The following is an 18,193-nucleotide window of genomic DNA, read 5'->3' as shown; positions in this document are numbered from 1 at the left end:
TAGTTGAATCGCTGATTAAAGTCGAACTAAAACATCAGCATTGCTGAGTCTGCAACTTGAGATCTGTAGCTTATTCTCCCTCGATTTTCGTCTAGTCCTACGGGTCCACCTCAGTGCTACCCCATCGGCCAAGCTCAACTCGTACAGCGTTCGCTCTTCCTCGTCATTGAGTTTGATGTGGTGAGCAGCAGGCATTAGATAGACCAGAGATGACCGTTTCCATCTTAGAGCTTTCCTTGTCTAGCTACTTATCTTTTCCAAATATCTAGACTGTAGACGATAATTAAATTACACATTCAACGTAGTTCAACACCTATCACAAATTAAAGTTATTGCACTGCTAGCCTGCTGAACTTAGATTGAATTGTGCAGGCTCTCTCACTGCGGAGCGTGTAAGATAACTACACAACTTCAGAGGCTCACGTTAAATCGATGTGCGATCGCGGCAATTTTTCGCAATACTGAATGGAGGCTTGATCCCAGAGGTTTGTTATGCTGCCTGCCAGTGACGAATTAGTTGCGCTGTGTCGATCGCAGGTCGCGCTGCTTACCGAAGTCGGTGCAGCCCTCAGCATCGTCTACCTCAGCGAAAAATTTGGCAGCACCCACGACAAGCTCGTGCCGATTACGGCGTATCCCGAAGCGGCGGCAACCTGGGAGCCAGAGCAGGTTTTAGCCCTTTTGTCGCGATCGCTCGATGCCGCTTCGCGCCGCTTGCCTGGAGTGGACTCGATCGAACCACAACCCGCCGTGCTGGACGAAGAAGCGATCGCCCGCCAGCAGATGATTTTGCCGCTCGTCCATGACGAAATTGTGATGGGTTTGCTGGTAACAGCACGTACCGATCGCCCTTGGAGTCCCCAAGAAACCGTTGAGATCGAGCAAATTGCCCAGACGATCGCGATCGCCTCGGTCATGGATCAGCGGGCGCAGTGGGCAGAAGAAGATTTGGCGCAGCAGCGGCAGTTGCAGGCCAGACAGCACGAAATTTTTGACGATTTGCTGCATCAGTTTCGCAATCCGCTGACGGCTTTGCGGACGTTTGGCAAATTGCTGGTGCGGCGATTGCGACCGGAAGATGCCAACAGCGAAGTCGCGTCGGGCATCGTGCGCGAAAGCGATCGCCTGCAAGAACTCCTCAAACAGTTCGACGCCGCGATCGATCTCGGTACAGCCGATGTGCTACCGGAAACTGCGCCCGCTCAGCTACCCGGACAAACCGCGCCCGCCTTGCCGTCTAGCCTCCTCACCGGAACCGCGCTGAAGCTGGAAGCACACGAAATCGTCACCGTCCTCGAACCGCTGTTGATGTCTGCCGGAGCGATCGCCCAAGACCGACAGCTTACGTTGTGCGTTGATTTGCCCTTGCGCGTTCCGCCGATCGTGGCTGACCTGAAAGCGCTGCGCGAAGTAATCAACAACCTGCTGGATAATGCGCTCAAGTATACGCCTGCGGGCGGAACGATTTCGGTACGCGCCGGATTGCAATACACCACGCAGCAAGGCCAAATGCAGGGCGTTGCGATCGCGGATACGGGTCCTGGCATTCCTGCCGCCGATCGATCGCATCTGTTTGAGCGGCACTATCGCGGCGTGCAGGCAGAAGGTGAAATTCCCGGTACAGGATTGGGATTGGCGATCGCTCGCGACTTGATCCAGCAGATGCAAGGCGATATTCAAGTCTTCAGTCCGGCGCACGACAGCGGCCTGATCGATCTGCTGCCGCCCAGCGATGCACCGGGAACTGTCTTTATTGTTTGGCTGCCGGAGCAGCCGTACTCCGTTGCAGCGATTCAGATGAACAAGTCACAGTGAGCCAATCGATCGCGGGCATCCGTTAGAACAAGCAGCGGCTGAACAAGCCATTATCTTTGCACAGATGCTACAATGATTGTTGAGAATAAGTGATCGGTTGCAGCGTTTGTTTCAAGTATTGACGGTTTTCCGACGTTTGGTATTGGCGGGCTTCTCTCCGAAATCTCACTCTCTACACCTTATTGAATTTTGGAGACAATAGATGTCCATCTATATTGGCAACCTGTCCTATCAGGTGAATGAAGAAGATGTGTCGGCTGTGTTCGCAGAATACGGCACGGTTAAGCGGGTTCAGCTTCCCACCGATCGCGAAACGGGGCGGATGCGTGGCTTTGGCTTCGTTGAAATGAGTACAGATGCCGAAGAGCAAACGGCCATTGATGCGCTCGATGGAGCAGAGTGGATGGATCGCAGCTTGAAGGTCAACAAAGCGAAACCGCGTGAAAACAGAAACTCCGGCGGTGGCGATCGCCGAGGCAACTTCTCGCGCAGCTACTAAATCCCAAGCTGTTTGCGTTGCTTCTCGAACTGGACTAGATCAAAATCAGTCTAAATTTTGGATCAGTTCCAGTTTGAGAACCAAAGCTGCCTTTAAAGGGTTCGAGCATCATTTGCTTGAACCCTTTTTGCATGTCCGATCTAAGTACCGAACAGAATCTGCTGTAAACAACTGAGCGGATTTGAAAAGATTAATATCTAAAACCTCTTAGAACTAACGTAAAGATATATTGGACAGTTGCGATCGCACTTCCTATTGTGTAATTAGGCGACCTAGAGAGGAACGAAATGAGCAAAGGGACACTGTTCGATAAGGTTTGGGACGCACATACCGTTGGCACATTGCCATCTGGACAAACGCAACTGTTCATTGGTCTGCATTTGATTCACGAAGTCACCAGTCCGCAGGCGTTCGCGATGCTGCGAGAGCGCGGCTTAAAGGTGATGTTTCCGGAAAGAACGATCGCGACCGTCGATCACATCGTTCCGACCGAGAATCAGGCGCGTCCGTTTGCCGACGACATGGCCGAAGAAATGATGCGGGCGATCGAGCAAAACACTCAGTCCAACGGCATTACGTTCTACAACATCGGGTCGGGCAATCAAGGCGTCGTCCACGTGATCGCGCCGGAACAAGGACTGACTCAGCCCGGAATGACGATTGCTTGCGGAGACAGCCACACCTCGACACATGGCGCATTTGGAGCGATCGCCTTTGGGATCGGAACCAGTCAAGTCCGCGACGTTCTCGCCTCGCAAACCCTCGCACTCGCCAAGCTGAAAGTCCGCAAAATCGAAGTGAATGGCGATCTACGTCCGGGCGTCTACGCGAAAGACGTGATCTTGCACGTCATCCGCACTTTGGGCGTGACGGGCGGCGTCGGCTATGCGTATGAATTTGCCGGAACGACGTTCGATCGCATGAGCATGGAAGAGCGGATGACTGTTTGCAACATGGCGATCGAAGGCGGGGCACGCTGCGGATATGTCAATCCCGACGAAACCACGTTTAACTATTTGCAAGGTCGCGATTTTGCACCGAAAGGTGAAGCCTGGAATCAAGCGGTGGACTGGTGGCGATCGATCCGCAGCGATGCCGATGCCCAATACGATGATGTCGTCGTCTTTGATGCGGCTGACATTCCGCCGACCGTGACTTGGGGAATCACGCCCGGACAAGGAATCGGGGTCGATCAGTCGATTCCCACGCCGGAAGAACTGTCGGATGTCGATCGCGAAATTGCTGCTGAAGCCTATCGCTATATGGATCTCGCTCCGGGAGTGGCGATCGCAGGCACAAAAGTCGATGTTTGCTTCATCGGAAGCTGCACAAACGGACGGATCAGCGATCTGCGTGAAGCCGCGAAAGTTGCTCAAGGTCGGCAGGTGGCGGCAGGCGTGAAAGCGTTCGTCGTTCCCGGTTCAGAGCGCGTCAAGCAGGAAGCCGAAGCAGAAGGACTCGATCGCATTTTCGAGGAAGCCGGATTTGAATGGCGCGAAGCTGGATGCTCAATGTGCCTCGCGATGAATCCCGATAAGCTGCAAGGTCGCCAAATCAGCGCGTCTTCTTCTAATCGCAATTTTAAGGGGCGGCAAGGCTCATCTTCGGGTCGAACGCTGTTAATGAGTCCGGCAATGGTGGCTGCGGCTGCTGTTAAGGGCGAGGTCTTCGATGTGCGGAATTTGTTGCCGTTGAATTCCCAATAGTACAGATGTAAGATTGGGGAAATTCGATCGCGCTTGAGGTGATAAACAATGGTGACATTTGTTCCGATCGAAACAGTTGAATATCCCGACGAGGACGGCAAACCAATGGCTGAGGGCGATGCTCAGCGAAAAGCACTGACTTACTGCACCGAGACTTTAAGCCTCTATTTTCGCAGTCGGCGTCCAGACGTTTACGTGGCTGGAAATCTGTTCATCTATTATGAGCAGGGAAATCCAGCGAGCGTAATTGCGCCCGATGTTTTCGTTGTGTTTGGGGTGAATGGAGACGATCGCCGCTCCTACAAAACTTGGGAAGAAGGCGATCGCACCCCGGATTTTGTTCTCGAAATCACCTCAAAATCGACTCGCACTCAAGACCAAGGCGCAAAGAAGGGAATCTACGCTTTTTTGGGCGTTCAAGAATACTTTCAGTACGATCCAACGGGTGATTATCTTCAGCCAGTTCTGCAAGGAATGCGACTGCAAGACGGCAACTATTTTGCGATCGAACCGACTTCTGAAAACCCCCTGACGCTGCACAGCGAAACCCTACAGCTTGATCTGCGGATTGAAGCTGGAAAATTGCGCTTCTACAACCCCGCAACAGGCGAAAAACTTTTGGCCTACGCAGAGCTAGAGCAGGCAAGGCAGGAAGCAGAAGCAGCAAGGCAGGAAGCAGAACAGGCAAAACGAGCGGCAGAACAGCGAGCGAATCAGGAAGCGATCGCTCGTCAAGCGATCGAATCTCGAATGGCCGAACTGGAAGCCGAACTTCGCAGATTACAAGCAGGAAATTCGTAAGCTCGATCGCTCAATCAATTGATTTGTTTGAAATAGTTTGGAGAGTGTTTCATGAGTCAGGTTCAATCCGTTTCAGGTCGCGGTGTTCCCCTCGTTGGGAATGATATTGACACCGATCGCATCATTCCGGCTCGCTTTTTACGCTGCGTCACGTTTGATGGTTTGGGAGCGCAAGTTTTCGCAGACGATCGCACTCAAACCCAAGGTCAACATCCGTTCGATCAGCCGCAATATCAAGGGGCAGAAATCCTTGTCGTCAATCGCAACTTTGGCTGCGGCTCGTCGCGCGAACACGCCCCGCAAGCGATCGCCAAATGGGGCATCAAAGCCTTGGTCGGTGAAAGCTTTGCGGAAATTTTCTTTGGCAACTGTGTGGCGATGGGCATTCCCTGCGTCACAGCAACTCCGGCTGATGTGCAGACTTTGCAAACTTGGCTGGCGGCAAATCCACAAGAAGCGATCGCGCTCGATCTCAATGCAATGCAGGTGAAGTTTGGCGATCGAGCCATCCCTGTGTCGATGAACGAGGGCGCAAGAAATATGTTCGTTAGCGGCACTTGGGACGCTTGCGGACAGCTTGTCTCACAGGCCGATCGCATTCAAGCGACTGCCAGTAAACTCCCCTACCTCGCTTGGAGTCGCTAAAGGGTGGGAACGGCCATGCCGCGCTGAACGGCAGGACGCTGGGCGATCGATTCCGTCCAGCGTTTCAGGTTCGGGTGATTGTCGAGCGTCAAGCCTTGAAAGTCGTAGACGGCGACCCAGGGATAGATGGCGATGTCCGCGATCGAATAGTCGCCGCAGATGTATTCTTGCGTTTGCAATTGCTTGTCCAGCACGCCATAAAGCCGATAGGTTTCGGTTTCGTAGCGGTTGATGGCGTAGGAAATTTTTTCGGGCGCAAACTTCTTGAAGTGATTTAGCTGGCCGAACATCGGCCCAATGCTGCCCATTTGCAGCATCAGCCATTGCAGCACGTTGAAGCGGGCTTTGGTTTCAGTCGGCAAAAGCTGGCCGGATTTTTCTGCCAAATAAATCAAAATTGCGCCGGATTCAAATACGGTGATGTCCGTGTCGCGATCGACAATGGCGGGAATTTTGCTGTTGGGATTAATCGCCACGTAGCTGGACGTGAACTGATCGTCTTTGCGAATGTCAATGACGTGAACCTCGTAGGGCAGGCCAACTTCTTCGAGCATGATCGAGGCTTTGCGACCGTTTGGCGTGGTGAAGGTGTAGAGGTCAATCATCGTTGCCACTTAAGAAATTGCTTTTTAGCCTAGCGCGGATCGGGACGATCGATTTTGACGGGGTTCGGTTGGCCTCAACCTTGCTGTGTTGCGATCGATCAGGGCGAATCGAAATCGCTGTCTCGCCGCTTTCCGATCGGTGTAAGCTATTGAACTGTGACTCAACTCGATCGATCTCCACATTCTGCAAGCTGGCAGGGTTGTTTGCAGCTTGACTATGCACAGCGGCAAGCCGCAACTGAGCTTGTTCGCGCTCACATGCAGGCTCCGCTGAAAGTGCAGCGATCGTTTCATCCGGAAGGAGGCGTTTGCCACAGCGTCATTCTGCACACGGCGGGCGGCATTGTGGGAGGAGATCGACTGGCGATCGACATCAATCTGCAACCGAAATCACACGCTTTGATTACGACTGCGGCGGCAGCCAAAATCTATCGCAGCAACGGTCTACGGGCTGAGCAAACCACGCAGATTCAGGTCGGCGAAAATGCTTGTTTGGAATGGTTGCCGCAGGAGACGATCGCCTTTGCAGGCGCAAACTTTCAGCAAACCACGCGCATTGAACTTGCTCAGGGCGCACTCTGGATGGGGTGGGAAATGACGCGATTGGGGCGTAGCGCCAGAGGTGAGCGCTTCACAGCAGGTGAGTGGCGATCGCAAATCGAAGTGTGGCAGCAGAACAAACCGCTGTGGATCGATCCGCAGTTTGTGATCGGCGGTTCGGAAATGCTCGATAGTCCGCACGGATTGAACGGAGCGGCGATCGTCGGCAGCTTTGCCTGTGTGGGGCGATCGATCTCCAGCAGTTCGATCGAAGCGGCCAGAGCAGCGTGGAGCGGCTCTGGTGAAGTCGGCGTGACGCGCTTAATGCAGGGAATGTTGTGTCGCTATCGCGGCGACTCGATGATTGATTTGCGTCGCTGGTTCATCGCCGTTTGGAGTTTGGCAAGAGCAGAACTGATCGATCGCTCCGCCTGTAAACCGCGTGTTTGGCCTTAATGCAGAATAGGAACTTTCCTGCGCCCTGAACTCAAGTTCGGGCTAGAAGCTGAAGTCAGTTGAAACTAACTAAGCGCAGGGCGTTTAACCAGGTTAAACGGGTTTTTTAGCCTGAATTTTTGAATTCGAGGCTCAGTCATTGTGCTTTCAACGCTCCAAACAAATCTGCTCGATCGCGTCTGCCGCTGTGGGCAAATCAGCCGTCAGCACTTCACATCCGGTTTCAGTCACCCGCACATCGTCCTCAATCCGAATGCCGCGCACATCGGCAAACTGTTCGAGCCGATTCCAGTTCACGATCGACTCGTAGCGATCGCGGCGCTGCGGATCGTGCAAAATGGCGGGCACTTGGTAGAATCCGGGTTCGATCGTCACGACCATGCCTGCTTGCAAGGGTCGATCGAGCCGCAGATAACCCAGCCCAAATCGATCGCTGCGGATGCGTCCGGGCGCATATCCTGCCAAATCTCCCAAATCTTCCATGTCGTGAACGTCCAGACCGAGCAAATGGCCGACTCCATGCGGGAAAAATAGCGCGTGAGCGTCCTGCTCGACGAGATCTTCCGCCTGTCCGCGCAAAATGCCGAGATCGACTAAGCCTTGTGCAATCGTTTTGCAGGCCAGCAGATGAACATCTCGATATTCCACGCCCGGACGCACAGCAGCAATGCACTCATCATGCGCGGCCAAAACGACATCATAGAGATCGCGCTGGGACGAAGAGAAGCGACCGGAAACAGGCCAAGTGCGCGTAATATCCGCCGCCCAGCCGTTCGCCGTTTCTGCACCAACATCGGCCAGCAGCAAATCGCTCGATCGCAACTCGTGATCGTAGTGATTGTTGTGCAGCACTTCGCCGTGAACCGTGACGATGCTGCTGTAAGCGCAAGTCATGTTTTGACGGACGATCGCGCTTTCCATTGCCGCCCGCACCTGCGCTTCGATCGCGCCTGCCTGAGTTGCCTGCATTCCCGCTCGATGCGCTGCTACTGAAACTGCCGCCGCCTGTTGCATTTCCGCGATCGCTCCGGCATCGTGAATCAACCGAAGCTGAACGATCGCTTCGACCAGTTGGCGATCGATTCCGTCACACAAGCGCGGTTCGGCAATCGGGCGATCGAGCAGTTGCGCTTGCTGCTGGCGCGTCTGGGGAGATTGAACGGCGATCGTGGCGGCGGCTTGCGGGCGTGACGAAAGTTCAGACAGCGGATAGTGGGCATCTGCCCCGATGCGATCGGCAATTTGTGCGCGAGTGGCGCTTGCTCCATGCCAGAGCAAATCGGCAGGCGTGGCATCGTCCATAAACAGTTCCAGCTTGCCGTTTTCAAGACGAATGACGCTGTCGCTCAGCGGCAGTCCGGCGAAGTAAAGAAAATGACTGCTGGCGCGGAACGGATAGGTGTTGGCGGGAAAGTTGCGCGAGCTGGCATGGCCTGACCAGAGAATGACGGGGAAGGCGATCGATCGCGCCAATTGCTGCCGCCTGTGCCGCAAAATTTCAGGGAGAGTGACGGCTTGGGGGAGTTGAGTTTGCATAGGGTTTTCGATCGCGCAACTGCACTTCTATCGTAGGCAAAATCGCAGCTTGGTATTTTAGCGAACCGCGAACCAATGGTCATTAAGATTGATAACTAGTTTCACTACCCGCATCTATCTGAGGTGAGAATCTGGGAAGCATTTTTCCCAAGTCTTCCTCAAATCTATGGGCAAGCTTTGGCCGTTGCTTTTAGCGCTGCTGACCTGTTCGCTGATCGTTTTGCCACCGCAATTTGTGAGCGCTCAAACTTGCCTGAATACGACCGCGCAGTGTGATTGGCCAAACGGCCTGCGCGTCTCTGCCCGTCAAACTTTTTACACCATCGAGGGCGAAACGGCTCCTCAGCTTGTTGCCCAAATTCAAAATCGCGGCCCCTTGTGGAGCAACGGCTATCGCTATGAAGCCATGCACACTTGGAAGCTCAACCGCAGCTACAGCATGGTGCAGCAGGGCGATCGCTGTCATCTGATCACGGTCAACATCGCCGTCGAATCCGAGATCACGCTGCCGCACTGGGAACCGCCCGCCGACGCTTCCGGCCAACTCGTCGCCAACTGGGATCACTACACCAAAGCGCTCAAGCAGCACGAAAACGGCCATCGCGACATTTCGATCGCTGCTGGAGAACAAGTCTTGCAGCAACTTCGACGCTTGCCCAACTCCGCCACCTGTGCCCAATTGCGGACGGCGGCAAAAGCGATCGTGGACGACATCCTAGAGCAAACCAGCAACCAGCAGCGCGACTACGATGCCAGCACGCAGCACGGACTCACACAGGGCGCATCTTACAGTCAGTGGCTCAATTAGCAATACGCTAAACCTGGATGTGCGATCGCCCCGTACTACCAATAATTTTTTCTCGACAAACCCAATTTTTCAGCTAGAATAACGACCTCTAGCGGCAATTTGCGCCTAAACTAAAGGCCATCCTCATCAAAGGACGCCGCTACATACAGCGTTCACTTATCTGGATCGGTCGAATCTGCTTGCAGGAGGTCGCAATGCATCAACACTTAAATCGCTGGAGACGAATCAACGGCGCGATCGCCTCCCTCACCGGAAGCGTTGCCCTCACGGTGGCTTGGTTTCCGTCCGCTGCTCGTGCTGCGGAACTGACCGGATGGCAGTTTGATCCGGCTACGCAGCAGCTTCAGGTGACAATTCCCGCAGGCACAACGCCGCGCTATTTTCTGCTGGCTCAGCCCGCCCGCATCGTGCTGGATTTGCCAAATACGCAGGTGGGCAACGTGCCGCCGCAGCAAAGCTTTGGGGGAGCCGTGCGGCAAATTCGCGTCGGCCAGTTTGATGCCAATTCGACGCGCATCGTGATCGAGCTATCACCGGATGCCGAACTTGCGCCAAGACAAGTTGAACTGCAACAGGCCAACAGCACGCAATGGGTGTTGCGTCCACTGCTGATGGATCGTTCGATCGCCACTCAATTGCCTGCCAGTCCAATCGCGCCCGCCAGTCCGATCGCTGCCGTTCCTCCCAGCCCAACGATCGCCCCACCTGTTGCACCTGCAACTACGCCGATCGAGCCGCCTGCTGTTCCTCCAATGCCGTCGCCTGTTGCGATCGCGCCCTCTCCAGTTGCACCTGCCGTCCTGCCGCCGAGCGCTCCATCCGTCAGTTCATCTGCCGCTTTGCCGCCGCTAGAGCCAAACGCGATCGAGATTCCGATAGAACCTGCTGCAACAATTCCGTCACCCGCGATCGCACCATCCGCACCATCAACGAATGCAACAGCCGCACCGTTTCAGGCAGACGTGACGGCGATCGATCCAACTGAAACGACCGTTTTGCCTTCTGACTCTGCGACTTCTACCGTTGCTTTGAATGCGCCCTCAGTTCGTTTGCCCGATCGTCCCGCCGAGCCAGATCTGCTTGCAAGAGATCCGGTGCTGTTGCCGCCTGCGATCGAGTCACCTGTCCAGACCACGCCTGCTCAACCGATGAGCATTCAGGACACGCCGCTGCCGCCTGCTCGCCCTGAACCTGCTGCACTACCGACGATTCAAGCAGCGGCTCCGGGCGCGATCGAACTGCCGCCCGCCTTGCCGTCTCAAGTTTCACCCAGTCAGGTGACAGTGCCGCCCTTAAGTTCGCCGCCTCCTGCTAATGCACCTGCCGCGCCTGCAAACAACGTGGAGTTCGGTCAGCCGCCGCCTGCACCCGCTGTCACTGCCCGTCGTAGTTCTGTTTTGCTGCCAGCGGGGACGGTGTTGAGCTTGCGCTATCCGCGTGAGACGGCGATCGAAATTGAGTCGGATCGTCCGCGTCAGGAAGTGCTGGTTTTGCAAAACCCGATTCGTGATGCCGCAGGTGAAACAATTTTGCCTGCTGGATCTCAGGTGATTGGTCGATTTGAAGTCGATCGCAGCGGCAGTCGGTTTGTGGCACAGGCGATTTCGATCGGTGATCGCAACATTCGCTTGAACGGTGCTTCTGCGATCGTGGGCGGCGATCGGGCGACTTCCAGCGAAGATTTAATCGTGCATTCGGCGATCGGCGCATTGGCCTTGACGCTGCTCGGCGGCTTTAGCGGCTTGGGCTTGCTGGGCGGAGCCGCTGCGGGTGCAGCCACCACTTATCTTTCACCACCCGATGCCGTTGTGATTCAGCCTAACCAGGTGTTTGAGGTACGTCTCACTGAAGATGTGCCACAGTAAAAACCTTAAGTTAATAGCAACAATTGTTAGCAATCAGCGGACGAAGCGGGAATTTTTAGAATGAACTTGGCTCCTTGTCCTGGCTGCGAGTGAACGCTGAGCGTGCCATTGTGTTTTTCAACGATGATTTGATGGGCGATCGATAACCCTAATCCGGTTCCTTTGCCGACAGGTTTTGTTGTGAACAAAGGCTCAAATAAGCGCTGTTCAACACCGTCTGCAATTCCCAATGCATTATCGGAAATTTGAATGACTATCCAGCCGTCTGAATCCAGTTCAGTCGTAATTTGAATTTGCGGTATCGGGTCGCATTTGTCCATTGCGGCAGCTTCATCGATCGCATCGATCGCATTTGCCAAAATGTTCATAAACACCTGATTCATCTGACTGGAATAGCAGCACACTTCCGGTAAATTTCCATAAGTTTTGATCACTTCGATCGCCGGACGACTGTATTCTTTACCTGCAAGGCGATCGCGCTTTGACTTGAGGCGATGCTGCAAAATCATCAAGGTGCTATCGAGTCCATCGTGTAAATTTGTGGGTACTTTCTCATTGCAATCGGCGCGAGAAAAAGTTCGCAGTGAGACCGAAAGATTTTTGATACGCTCTGCTCCTAACGTCATCGAATCGAGAATTTTTGAGATGTCTTGCAGGGCAAACTCTAGATCCAATGCTTCGATCGCTTCTTCTAATTCAGCACTGGGCTGGCGATATTCTTGCTGATAAAGCTGAATAATTTCAGTCATGCCCTCCACATATTCACGCAGCGGATTAATGTTGCTTGTCAAAAAGTTAATTGGATTATTAATTTCGTGGGCAACGCCAGCGAGCAGTTCGCCCAAAGTCGAAAGCTTTTCTTGCTGAATCAGTTGGACTTGTGCTTGCCGTAAAGCAGCCGTGCGATCGCTCACCTGCTGTTCCAAAGAATTCGTCAGCCGCTTCAGTTGCAGATGCACTTGCACTCTGGCTAGCACTTCTTCTTGGGCAAACGGTTTGGGAATATAGTCCACAGCACCTAGCGCAAATCCTTTCGTTTTACTTTCAGTATTGGTTAGCGCAGTAGTAAAAATAATCGGAATTGTTTGAGTCGTTGGATTGCTTTTCAAGCGGCGACAAGTTTCAAAACCGTCAATTCCCGGCATCTGCACATCCAGCAAAATTAATGCAGGGGGATTGCGATCGACCTGCGCGATCGCACTTTCGCCATCAACAGCAACACGAACGCGAAAGCCAGCACTGCTGAGCGCTTCCGAAAGCAGCGATAAATTGGTGGGATTATCATCCACAATCAAGATGGATTCGGTGGTTGCGACAGCCATGATCAGTTCCTCTTCTGCTCAAAAATCAGGATGCAGTTTACGATTTCGGCTGATAGTATTGCTCCACGAGCGTTTGCAGTCGCTTGATCTGAAAATTGCTAGCGAGCTGATAAATTTGCTGAGCAAATGGGATTTGCTTTTCATCCGTTTGAAGCTGAGCCGCGATCGCTAAAACGCCTTGCATATCTCCATCTTCAATCAGGCTGTGTAGTTCCTGGAGCACCGTGAGTTCGGGTGGAATTATTGCTTCCGGGCTGAATATGACGCGATCGCTATTTTTTATACCGTCATAAATCCATTCAAGCTGTAGACATTGGCGCAGCATTTCCATCAGCGCTTCGGCTTCGACTGGCTTTGGCAAAAATGCCGCCGCCCCTGCATCAATACTTTTGTATTGATCGGTGGCAAAGACGCTAGCCGAAGATGCAAGAATTGGAATTTTGCAGCCAATTTCAGACGCTTGCAGACGGCGAATGAATTCAAATCCATCCACAATGGGCATCAGCAAATCAGTAATAATTAGGTCGGGCTGATGAGCGATCGCCTGCTCAAATCCTTCTTGTCCTTGTGTCGCTTCAAGCACCGTAAACCCAATCGGTTCCAACAGATTGACAATTACCGATCGATTTTCCCATTTGTCGTCAACCACCAGAACTGTGCGCTTTTTGCCTTGATAGCCTGCGATCGTTCCTTGCGGCACGACTCTGGCCGCTTGTGCCCAATCTTTTGCCTCAAGAAATTCAGCTTCAAACCAAAAAGTGCTGCCTTTTTCGAGTTCGCTTTGCACTTCAATTTGGCTGCCCATCAGAGCAACAATTTTCTGGCTGATTGCCAGTCCCAACCCTGTACCTTCTGCCTGTCGCTTGATATCGCTGACTTGTTCAAACGGCTGAAAAATTCTGTCAAGCTGTTCGCAACTCATGCCAATGCCCGTGTCGATGACTTCAAAGCGCAATCGGTAGAAGGTGCGGTCGCCTTCGATTCGCTGCGACTTCACGCGAAATGTAACGCTGCCTGCGGGTGTAAATTTAATCGCGTTGCTAAGCAGATTAATTAAGACCTGACGCAGGTTTTTTTCGTCGCCGCGAATGCCGCTCGGCAAGTCGGGATCAAGTTGAATCTGAAAGTCAATGCCTTGCTGTTCGGCGCGGACGCGACAAATTTCCGTAACGCCTTCGAGAAAAGCAGGAAGATGGAAATCGATCGGATGCAGTTCAAGTTTTCGAGCTTCAATTTTTGCCAGGTCTAAAACGTCATTGATCAGCATTAATAGATGTGAACCGCACTGCTGAATCACTTCGATGCCTTTGCGTCCTTTTTCGCTGAGCGGTTCACTGCGCTGCAAGATTTGCGTGTAGCCCAAAATACCATTCAAAGGCGTTCGCAGTTCGTGGCTCATGTTGGCGAGAAATTCGCTTTTTGCTTGGTTGGCTGCATCCGCAGATTCTTTGGCAGCTAACAGTTCAACTGTGCGTTCTTCAACGCGCTCTTCCAGTTCGATATTAGTTTTTTCTAGCGCTTGAAATGAATCACGTAGCTGCTGCGCCATGCGGTTGAACGATCGCGCCAGCAGTCCCAATTCGTTTACGTTTGGCGCGGTCACGGTCTGGTGAAGATTGCCGCTGGCGATCGCTTCGGATGCTTGACTAAGACGCAAAATCGGTTTGGTAATCCAGCGGGAAGTGAAAATTCCAAGAGCGATCGCGACCAGTAGAGCGCCCAAGCTCAAGAAAAGCGTGGTGTGCGTATTTTTGTTAATTTGTGCCATGAAGTCGGATTCCGGTACGGTCACAACCACGAGCCAATCCAAACCATACTGATCGCGCCAAGGCTCAACGCGCACAAACTGCCGCTGGCCGTTCAACCAAAAATCGATTGGCTGACCGTTTTGAATGTTTGCTAGCTTGCCGAATTCGGCATTGAGCGCTTCGATCGTCGCCCGAATCAGCGGATCAGGACTATCGGCAGCGTTGATCCGCTGAGTTTCATCTCCTACTTTTTGCAAAATGGACTCAGGGCTGGAACTGGCAACCAGCATTCCATCTCGCTCCAAAATGAAGACCTGTCCTGAAGAACTGACTCGCAGACTGCTGAGAAATTTGCTGATGTCTGAGAGCGTCAAGTCAACAGTGAATACGCCCAAAAGTCGATCGCGCTCGTCATAAAACGGCGTTCCGGCAGTGGTGTAGACATAAGACGAATAGTCGCCGACTCGCGTAGCCATTTCCGCTTGAAACCCTGTTCCGGCCTCAGCTACCTCAATGTTGCTGGTTTCTAGAACTTGAATGCTGCTCCAGCTTGGCTTGCCGATCGCCACCGATTCTCGAAACGATCCTTGCTCGACCGGATCGTAGTCGTAGCTTTGCACCCGTATGGCTCGATTGCCGCGATCGTCCGCGATGAATTCCGAGGCTTGACCATCGCCTGCCAAATTTTCGTAAACAAGCAGCGTTTTTCCATCGAGCCAGCGTCCTGCTCCGGCCTGCGTTCCATCTGGCAGGGTAAATCCCAAATAGGGCAGGCTAGGAAAAACCTTGCCCTGCCGCCAGAAATAGCGCTCCATTGCTCTTGAATCTTGCAAATCAAGTTCTCCCGCTGCGATCGCCTCGACATTAAGCTGGTTGATTTGGTGCGGCAGCGCTAAATAGCCATCGAGGTGAGCATCCACCTGGTCGCTGGCCTTTTGGGTAAGCTGATCGACCAGATTGCTGACTGCTGCTTGGCCGTTGCGAAACGAGAGATAGCCGACTAGTCCTACTGCTGCAAAAATCTGAAGCACGAAGGGAATGACGAGGATCTGTTGCAGCGAGGGCTGGCGGCGCGGCTGAGCAGATGCGATCGAAGAATCAGAAACAGACATGGCAATCGCCGAATCGACTAGATAGCCTTAGCGTTCCCGCACCAACCAGCCGCATAACGGCGATCGACCATGATGCCTTTTTGCGCTTGTAACGTCATGCCGACTCGTCCAACTTGCGGTTTGGTATAGACGACAGGTTGAAGACGCGATCGCTGCGTACCCGATCTTCGGCACACAAAATTGCTTTCTCACAGCGATAATCTTCCCAAGAAACGTGAGTAAAAGTGGACTGCCTCGCCACGTCGCCGATTGCATAAAAATGCAATAAATATGTCATAGCCTCCTCAATCACCCTTTCAGTCTAAAGAAGCGCTGCCAATTCAACTATCAAATTGCTGGGAAACTATCAAAATCTTGTGGTCAGTTTTGAGGCGATTGTCAGGCTTAATCTTAAAGCAAATACAATGGGAGTCAAGACTACTTGAATTTGCATCATGAAATCGATCGCTCACCGTTACACTCAGCCAACCTGTTTGCCCTGCTGGTCGAGTCATCCAGGTTGGAAGAACATTCGGGTCGAGCAGTTTCAGTCGCCACCGGAAGAGGGAAGAGGGCTTAATGATTTAATTTGACAAATGGACATTCAAGCGTCATGAACTTTTGCGATTGCAGTGAGAAATACAGATGTCAGTACCAGAAGTAACGGTTATCGACTACCACAAAACCAGCGCAGCCGATGCACTTTTGCCTAATCCATCCATTCTTTCAAGCTCTGGCTGGACTGATTTACATCTAGAGGTTTTTCAACAGCCCAAATTTGAAATTGCTGAGCATCAACACACCATGCATGTGATCGCTGTGGGACTTTCTGGCGGTTCGATCGGAGAGCGCTGGATGGATGGAAAATGTTGCAGGGAAACTCGTAATAACCAAGACATTGCAATTATCCCAGCGGGAATTACGCATCGCTGTAATTGGCATCGCTCCGCTCGATTCTTGATTCTTGCGATTGAGCCAATCTTGCTGAAACAGATAGGCCAAGATTGGATTGATGGCGATCGAATTGAACTAATTCCTCAATTCATGACCCAGCAAGATGCGTTTATTCAGGGCATCCTTTCGAGCCTGAGAGCAGAAATAGAATCGCCTGAAATTGCGAGTCAGCTCCTAGTTGATAGCCTCAGAACAACCCTAGCCATTCATCTGATCAGGCACTATTGCAGCATACAGCCAAAAATTTCAAATGATTCAGGTGGATTATCTCAGCTAGCGCTAAAACAAGTCACGGAGTACATTCAGGAGCATCTCCACCAGGAGTTAAAGTTGGTTGATCTGGGTGCGATCGCGCAGATTAGTTCCTATCATTTTCTACGTTTGTTCAAGCAGAAGACCGGAATAACTCCGCATCAGTACATTTTGCAGCAGCGCATTGAGAAAGCGCAACACCTATTGAAACACAGCAAGCTGAGCATTGCAGAAATTGCACTTCAGGCCGGTTTCTGCGATCAAAGCCACTTGACTCGCTGCTTCAAACGCAGAATTGGTGTTACTCCAAAACAACTGCTGCACGATCGATCTCAAGTCAATCACGATCGCTAATTTCTGAAATTGTTTTGCGGACAGTCGATTTGCTATTTGTCAATAGATGAACACGATTAAATACAAAATCACTAGATCCTGTTCTATCCGCTGCGCGGGCGGCACAGAATTTTAGATCTGGTTTTTAATTAAGAGCAGGTACTCGTTGCGATCGCAATAATGTCCAAAAAATTTCGCAACTTTTTTCTAGAGTTCGACCCTGACCAATCTCTAAGCTAAAAGCAGCACAGTTTATAAGAGGCAGGTCATGGAAACGACGCGAATTCAAATGTTAGTTCCGATGTGGGGTTTAGTGATTTTCATCGTCTGGACGATCGCGGTCGTTATCCTGCTGCTGGTTGTCAGAATTCGACATCTAGCAGCAGGTGGCTCTATCAAAGATTTCGGCACACCCAACGATGAAAGCTTACTTTGGCGACTGTTTCGGGTACAGGCCAACTTAGTTGAGAACTTGCCTTTATATTTGGGGGTTGTCTTTCTGTTAACGGTTCGGGGCATTTCTGGAATGGCGATCGATCTGCTCATTGAGGTTTACATCGCATTTCGACTCGTGCATTCAGTAGTTCATATTGCTGGTCTTGATCCAACTTTACGGCTGGTCAGCTTGGGAATTCAGTTAAGCTGTCTAATTGCCTTAATTGCTTTAGGCATTCTCTAGTTTGAGCTTGATTGGCAATACATTTTTTTCAGTAGCTCCCCTCAATTAAAAACCGAATTCAAAATCCAGTAGCGTCCTTTTTGCGGATTAGCTCTGATAGCTTCCATCAGATGCTCACCTCTGAAACCCTCAAAAAATAGTCAGTCCATCACATTCGCAGTGGGTGAGGAATCAAACTCTCGAACAGCATAGAGGAGATTCGATCGCTAAATTGATGCTTGTAGCCGAATCTGAGCAAGCTTCAAGTTTGCTTTGTCGCTGTCTCAACTGCGCGAGAAATTCAACAGTAAAGCGCTCAAGTTGTCGGCGGCTAAGCGGCTGAATGAACTTATCAAATGGATTGAAATCCACAATATAACGATTAATCTTAATTCCAACTGGTTCCAAATGCTTGCCCTGTAAGTAGCTAGACAAGGAAAGCTCTAAGAGGAGGTTTGAAAAGTCAAAGATGACGTAAAAAAGCTCTCCGGATGTACGCTGCAAGTAAGTAGTCCGCAGCACCGTGAGAGCCATGAGTAAAGCATACTCCAGCAACCTG

General features: G+C 52.0%; 15 protein-coding genes and 1 pseudogene. 10 read left to right on the top strand and 6 right to left on the bottom strand.

Annotated elements, in window-relative coordinates; all coding sequences use genetic code 11:
- Positions 1-492: 492 nt before the first annotated feature.
- The 5 genes from H6F67_RS11605 (at position 493) to leuD (ending at position 5,466) form a co-directional block, all read left to right on the top strand.
- On the top strand, positions 493-1,815 hold the full coding sequence (locus tag H6F67_RS11605) for a sensor histidine kinase KdpD (protein ID WP_199304368.1): 1,323 nt from the start codon (positions 493-495) through the stop codon (positions 1,813-1,815).
- A 202-nt stretch (positions 1,816-2,017) separates the two neighbouring features.
- Entirely contained in the window at positions 2,018-2,314 is a 297-nt protein-coding gene (locus tag H6F67_RS11600; RefSeq protein ID WP_190766500.1) for an RNA-binding protein, read from the top strand.
- A gap of 287 nt (positions 2,315-2,601) precedes the next feature.
- Positions 2,602-4,020: a 3-isopropylmalate dehydratase large subunit gene (gene leuC, locus H6F67_RS11595; protein WP_190766498.1), complete on the top strand. Its 1,419-nt coding sequence runs from the start codon at positions 2,602-2,604 to the stop codon at positions 4,018-4,020.
- Between the two features lie 48 nt (positions 4,021-4,068).
- Positions 4,069-4,821, top strand: a complete 753-nt coding sequence (locus H6F67_RS11590) for a Uma2 family endonuclease (protein WP_190766496.1) — start codon at positions 4,069-4,071, stop codon at positions 4,819-4,821.
- Between the two features lie 51 nt (positions 4,822-4,872).
- A complete protein-coding gene (leuD, locus tag H6F67_RS11585) occupies positions 4,873-5,466 on the top strand; it encodes a 3-isopropylmalate dehydratase small subunit (RefSeq protein WP_190766494.1) in 594 nt (197 codons plus the stop codon).
- Here the strand turns inward: leuD and H6F67_RS11580 are convergent.
- Positions 5,463-6,071: a glutathione binding-like protein gene (locus tag H6F67_RS11580; RefSeq protein WP_190766492.1), complete on the bottom strand. Its 609-nt coding sequence runs from the start codon at positions 6,069-6,071 to the stop codon at positions 5,463-5,465. The genes leuD and H6F67_RS11580 overlap by 4 nt on opposite strands.
- A gap of 156 nt (positions 6,072-6,227) precedes the next feature.
- Between H6F67_RS11580 and H6F67_RS11575 the strand changes: the two genes are divergently transcribed.
- Positions 6,228-7,067, top strand: coding sequence for an urease accessory protein UreD (locus tag H6F67_RS11575; RefSeq protein WP_313926812.1), 840 nt, complete (start codon positions 6,228-6,230; stop codon positions 7,065-7,067).
- Positions 7,068-7,214: 147 nt separating this feature from the next.
- Here H6F67_RS11575 and H6F67_RS11570 read toward each other — a convergent pair whose 3' ends face one another.
- On the bottom strand, positions 7,215-8,603 hold the full coding sequence (locus H6F67_RS11570) for an aminopeptidase P family protein (protein ID WP_190766491.1): 1,389 nt from the start codon (positions 8,601-8,603) through the stop codon (positions 7,215-7,217).
- 166 nt (positions 8,604-8,769) lie between these two features.
- Here H6F67_RS11570 and H6F67_RS11565 point away from each other — a divergent pair, with 166 nt between their 5' ends.
- Both H6F67_RS11565 and H6F67_RS11560 read left to right on the top strand, forming a co-directional pair.
- Positions 8,770-9,411 carry a DUF922 domain-containing protein gene (locus tag H6F67_RS11565; RefSeq protein WP_190766488.1) on the top strand — a complete coding sequence of 214 codons (642 nt, stop codon included), beginning with the start codon at positions 8,770-8,772 and terminating at the stop codon, positions 9,409-9,411.
- 194 nt (positions 9,412-9,605) lie between these two features.
- Entirely contained in the window at positions 9,606-11,276 is a 1,671-nt protein-coding gene (locus H6F67_RS11560) for an AMIN domain-containing protein (protein WP_190766486.1), read from the top strand.
- A 26-nt stretch (positions 11,277-11,302) separates the two neighbouring features.
- Here H6F67_RS11560 and H6F67_RS11555 read toward each other — a convergent pair whose 3' ends face one another.
- From H6F67_RS11555 to H6F67_RS11545, 3 genes are all read right to left on the bottom strand, one after another.
- Positions 11,303-12,598: a sensor histidine kinase gene (locus tag H6F67_RS11555; RefSeq protein WP_190766484.1), complete on the bottom strand. Its 1,296-nt coding sequence runs from the start codon at positions 12,596-12,598 to the stop codon at positions 11,303-11,305.
- Positions 12,599-12,635: 37 nt separating this feature from the next.
- A complete protein-coding gene (locus tag H6F67_RS11550; protein ID WP_190766482.1) occupies positions 12,636-15,458 on the bottom strand; it encodes a hybrid sensor histidine kinase/response regulator in 2,823 nt (940 codons plus the stop codon).
- A 94-nt stretch (positions 15,459-15,552) separates the two neighbouring features.
- On the bottom strand, positions 15,553-15,735 hold the full coding sequence (locus H6F67_RS11545) for a hypothetical protein (protein WP_199304367.1): 183 nt from the start codon (positions 15,733-15,735) through the stop codon (positions 15,553-15,555).
- Between the two features lie 347 nt (positions 15,736-16,082).
- Between H6F67_RS11545 and H6F67_RS11540 the strand changes: the two genes are divergently transcribed.
- A complete protein-coding gene (locus H6F67_RS11540; protein ID WP_190766480.1) occupies positions 16,083-16,997 on the top strand; it encodes an AraC family transcriptional regulator in 915 nt (304 codons plus the stop codon).
- Between the two features lie 247 nt (positions 16,998-17,244).
- Positions 17,245-17,655 carry an MAPEG family protein gene (locus tag H6F67_RS11535; RefSeq protein WP_199304366.1) on the top strand — a complete coding sequence of 137 codons (411 nt, stop codon included), beginning with the start codon at positions 17,245-17,247 and terminating at the stop codon, positions 17,653-17,655.
- Positions 17,656-17,826: 171 nt separating this feature from the next.
- Here H6F67_RS11535 and H6F67_RS27510 read toward each other — a convergent pair.
- Positions 17,827-18,193: pseudogene (locus H6F67_RS27510) on the bottom strand (hypothetical protein); the annotation flags it as partial.

Source organism: Microcoleus sp. FACHB-1515 (assembly GCF_014696105.1).
Taxonomy (GTDB): domain Bacteria; phylum Cyanobacteriota; class Cyanobacteriia; order Elainellales; family Elainellaceae; genus JAAUTJ01.
Note: the sequence above shows the minus strand (reverse complement) of the source record. Positions and strands in the feature narration are given on the sequence as shown.